Genomic DNA, 4,244 nt, shown 5'->3' on the forward strand with positions numbered 1-4,244 from the left:
CTGTTGAAGTAGCTCAGCAGTCGCAGGATCTCGACGTACAGCCACACCAGGGTGACGGTGAGGCCGAAGGCGACGCCCCACGCTGCCTTCTCCGGCGCCTGGGCGCGGATCAGCTGGTCGGCGGCGTCGAAGTCCAGCAGGAAGCTGAACGCGGCGATGCCGATGCAGACGAGGCTGAAGATGATCGCCACGGGACCGCCGTCGCGGAGGCCGAAGCCACCGTCCATGAAGAAGCTGGCGATCAGGTTGCCCAATGCGAGGACGACGACACCGATGAGGGCGCCGATGATCATCCGCGTCAGGCGGGGTGTGACCCGGATGGCGCCGGTCTTGTAGACGACGAGCATGCCGAAGAACACGCCGAACGTGCCGAGCACGGCCTGCCCGATGAGCGCCGCACCGCCGACTCCGCCGAAGGTGACGTCGGTGAACATGAACGACAGCGCACCGAGGAACAGGCCCTCCGCGACCGCGTAGGCGAGGACGATGCCCGGGTTGTCCATCTTGCGGCCGAACGTGGCCACGAGGACCAGTACGAGACCGACGAGGCCGCCGCCGATGACGAGCGGGGCCGCGAGGTTCGCGTCGTTGCTCACCAGGAAGTAGGAGATGATCGCCGACACCGTGAGCACGCCGAGCGTGACGCCCGTCTTGGTGACGACGTCGTCGATGGTCATCGAACGGTGGTCGGGACCCGTCCGGTAGGGCTCGGCCTGCGTGTACTGCGGCTGACCGAACTGCTGCGTGACCTGCGCGGCGCCGGCCGTCGTAGATCCGAACGAGGCGTATCCGCCGCTGCCCTCTTGTTTGGGCAGGTTGCGGAACACCGGGTTACTGGTGGTGCGCACCGTGCACATCCCTTCTCGTGGCTCGCCGGGTGGATCCGGGTGTCTTGTACGTTGAACGTCCGGCACCCGTCGCAAGTTCCCGTTCGTCGCTTTCGGGTCGGACAATTCGGACTCTACCGGTGCCGCCGGGACACTCGCCAGACGAGGCCGGTCGGCGTGGCGGTCAGGCCACCGACCGGGTGACCGTGAATTTGGGATTCCGCCCGACCACGTCGGTTCTGCCGACGAGCCGCTGCAACCGGCCGCGGTATCCGAGGTGGGAGTTGTACACGGTCCACAACTCGCCACCGGGCCGGAGCACGCGCCCGGCTTCGGCGAACATCTTCGACGCCCCACCGGTGTGGACGGCCGCGCCCACGTGGAACGGCGGGTTGCACAGGACGACGTCCTGGCTGTCGGTCGCGAGGGTGGACATGGCGTCGTCGCGCAGGGTGGACACCCGCCCGTCGAGACCGTTGGCGCGGGCGGTCGCGGCGGCCGACGCCACCGCCGCCGACGACTGGTCCGTCGCGATCACCGACACCTCCGGGAGGAGCCGGGCCAGGCTGACGGCGAGGATGCCGGTTCCGCAGCCGAGGTCCACGGCGTCCCGTGCCCGGGGGTTCACCCGGGGCAGGAAGTCGAGGAGGTATCGGGTCCCGATGTCCAGTTTGGGGCCGGCGAACGCCGCCCCGTAGGAGACGACGTCCAGCCCGATCTCGGCGAGATGATCGGTGACGGGGTACGTCTGCTGCGCCGAGTCCCGCGGTCCGCTCGCGATCAGCACCCGCGACTTCTGCCTGCCGAGGGTGGCGCGGACGTCGGCGAACGACCGCCCGAGCACGTCGTTCATGGCGGTGGAGATGTGCTTGTTGCGTCCGCCCGCGTAGACGACGACGGACGGGTCGGCGTGGCGGGCGATCGCCTCGGCGACCTCGGTGAGTTCGCCGAGGCTCCGCGGCAGCTGCATCAGCACGACCGTCGCCCCCGCGAGCAGTTCCTCGCCGAGCGCGCACGACCGGTACCGGTCGGCGAGCCCGACGGTCGCGGCGTTGGCGGCCAGGGCCCGTTCGCCGGTCAGCGGGTCCTGGTGCACGCGGATTCCGGTGGCACCGTGCGCCGCCGCGGCGCCGAGGGTGAGCGCGCCGTAGTGGTCGCCGATCACCGTGAGCGTCCCGGGAGGCGCGGCGGACAGGGCGGCCGCGGCCTCGTCGAGGATCAGCCGGTCGGCGGCGTCGACGGCCGTCAGGTTGGGGGCCTCGACGTCGGGGCGGCGACGCAGCCGGGAGAACAGGTCGTCCCGGTCGAACACTTCGGAGTCGAGCACGTTACCGGGACACCCACTGCGCGACGTGGGCGACGGGTTCCCGGTGGGTGCGGAATCCGTTGACGGGGTTCTCGGTGTCGGGGTACCCGAACGAGATGGCGCACACCACCCTGCGGTCCTCCTCGAGCGCGAAGAAGTCATGGATGAACCGCGAGCTTCCCGCGACGGCGGCCTGCGGGATGGTCGCCACCCCGAGGCTCTGCGCGGCGAGCAGGAACGTCTCGACGTACAGGCCGCAGTCCACGGCGCCGTAGGTGCCGAGCGCTTCGTGGGTGGTGACGATCGCGACGTGCGGCGCCCCGAACAGGTCGAAGTTCTTCATCGTCTGCTCGGCGGACGCGGCCCGGTCGCCGGGGGCGATCCCGACGCTGGCGTAAAGCTGCATGGCGCATTCGCGGCGGCGCAGTTTGTGCTCGCCCACGTATTCGCGGGGCCAGTCGAAGTCGGATTCCTGCGGATGGGTGCGGACGTAGTCCGCCAGTCCGGCGCGGAACCGCTCGGTGCCCTCCCCCTCGGTGATCGCGACCTGCCACGGCTGCGTGTTGCACCACGACGGCGTCTGCTGGGCGAGTTCGAGGATCCTCGCGATCACGTCGCGCGGCACCTGCTCGGGCAGGTATGCCCGGCAACTGATTCGCGCGTCGAGGAGCTGGGCCAGGGTGCGCTCGGCCGGGGTCGTGCGCGCTGTCGCAATGCCGGTATCCGTCACCGTCGAATTCTCCTCGGGTCTACTCGTTCTCGAACACCGCTCTCCGTGTCGCACGACCGCGATATGCTGGCGTCAGTGCACCGAGAAGGTGATTTCATTGAGTGTGCCACGACACCCGGAAAGCAGTTCCGGGCCGACCGACTCGGATCCGCAGGCTACCAAGCGGATCGTCGTGACCGACATCGTCGCGGAGCTGTCTTCGGAAGGATTCGACGACGCCCGCGAGATCGGCCGGGGAGGGTTCGGGGTCGTGTACCGCTGCCTCCAGACGACCCTCGACCGCACGGTCGCGATCAAAGTGCTGTCCTCCGATCTGGACGGCGAAGACCGGGAACGTTTCCTGCGCGAGCAGCGTGCGATGGGAAAATTGTCGGGGCATCCGCACGTGGTCGACATCCTGCAGTCCGGGGTGACGCGCAGTGGCAGGCCGTACATCGTGATGCCGTATCACCAGCGCAACTCGCTGGACGCCTGGATCCGCCGCGAAGGGCCGCTGCCGTGGAGTGACACGCTGCGCATCGGCGTGAAGCTGGCGGGCGCCCTCGAGACGGCGCACCGCCTCGGCACGCTGCACCGCGACGTGAAGCCCGCGAACATCCTGCTCACCGGTTACGGCGAACCGCAGCTCACGGACTTCGGCATCGCACGCGTGTCGGGGGGCTTCGAGACCACGTCGAGCATGATCACCGGTTCGCCGGCGTTCACGGCGCCGGAGGTCCTGCGCGGCGACCCGCCGTCCGCGTCCTCCGACGTGTACAGCCTGGGCGCCGCCCTGTTCTGCCTGCTGACCGGGCATGCCGCGTTCGAGCGGCGGAGCGGGGAGCGGCTCGTCGCGCAGTTTCTCCGCATCGCCACCCAACCCGTTCCGGATCTGCGGGGCGAGGACATTCCCGACGACGTGTGCACTGCCATCGAGCGGGCCATGTCCGAGGAACCGACCGACCGCCCCGCATCTGCAGCGGAATTCGGGCAGGAACTCCGCGACATCGAGCGCAGGCACGGCCTCGACGTCGACGAGATGGCGCTCCCCGCCGCGGCCGACGAGTTCCCGCGCGCCGAGCACACCTCGACGCCGACCACGCAGTCCTCGCAGTCCGGGCGCAGTCGCAGCTACCGGCGCCGGTCCGGTGCCACCCCGCCGAGCGCCGCCGCCCGGTTCCGGCCGCCGACCCCGATGCGTTCGCTGGTGGAGCGCACCCGCCTCCTGGATCTGCTGCGGCTGGGTCAGCGGAGGCGGTTGACGCTCATCCACGCCCCCGCCGGTTTCGGGAAGAGTACCGTCGCGGCCCAATGGCGCGACGTCCTCATCGAGGACGGCGCCGCCGTCGCCTGGTTGACGGTGGACAACGACGACAACAACGTCGTGTGGTTCCTGTCGCAC

Annotated in this window: 4 protein-coding genes; 1 reads left to right on the forward strand and 3 read right to left on the reverse strand. The window is 69.7% G+C overall.

Annotated features, from left to right (window positions below):
• From ACFTZB_RS43680 to ACFTZB_RS43690, 3 genes are all read right to left on the reverse strand, one after another.
• Window positions 1-848: Bax inhibitor-1/YccA family protein (locus ACFTZB_RS43680; RefSeq protein ID WP_378441939.1), on the reverse strand; the 848-nt coding region annotated here is incomplete at its 3' end.
• 163 nt (window positions 849-1,011) lie between these two features.
• Complete coding sequence (locus ACFTZB_RS43685) at window positions 1,012-2,154, reverse strand: class I SAM-dependent methyltransferase (protein ID WP_378441941.1); 1,143 nt, start codon at window positions 2,152-2,154, stop codon at window positions 1,012-1,014.
• Between the two features lies 1 nt (window position 2,155).
• Entirely contained in the window at window positions 2,156-2,863 is a 708-nt protein-coding gene (locus tag ACFTZB_RS43690) for a nitroreductase (protein ID WP_378441943.1), read from the reverse strand.
• 103 nt (window positions 2,864-2,966) lie between these two features.
• On the opposite strand from ACFTZB_RS43690, the gene ACFTZB_RS43695 reads away from it, so the two are divergent.
• Window positions 2,967-4,244 (forward strand): protein kinase (locus ACFTZB_RS43695; protein ID WP_378441945.1); only part of this gene is annotated, 1,278 nt, incomplete at its 3' end.

The organism is Rhodococcus sp. NPDC057014 (genome assembly GCF_042673295.1).
Lineage (GTDB): Bacteria > Actinomycetota > Actinomycetes > Mycobacteriales > Mycobacteriaceae > Rhodococcus_F.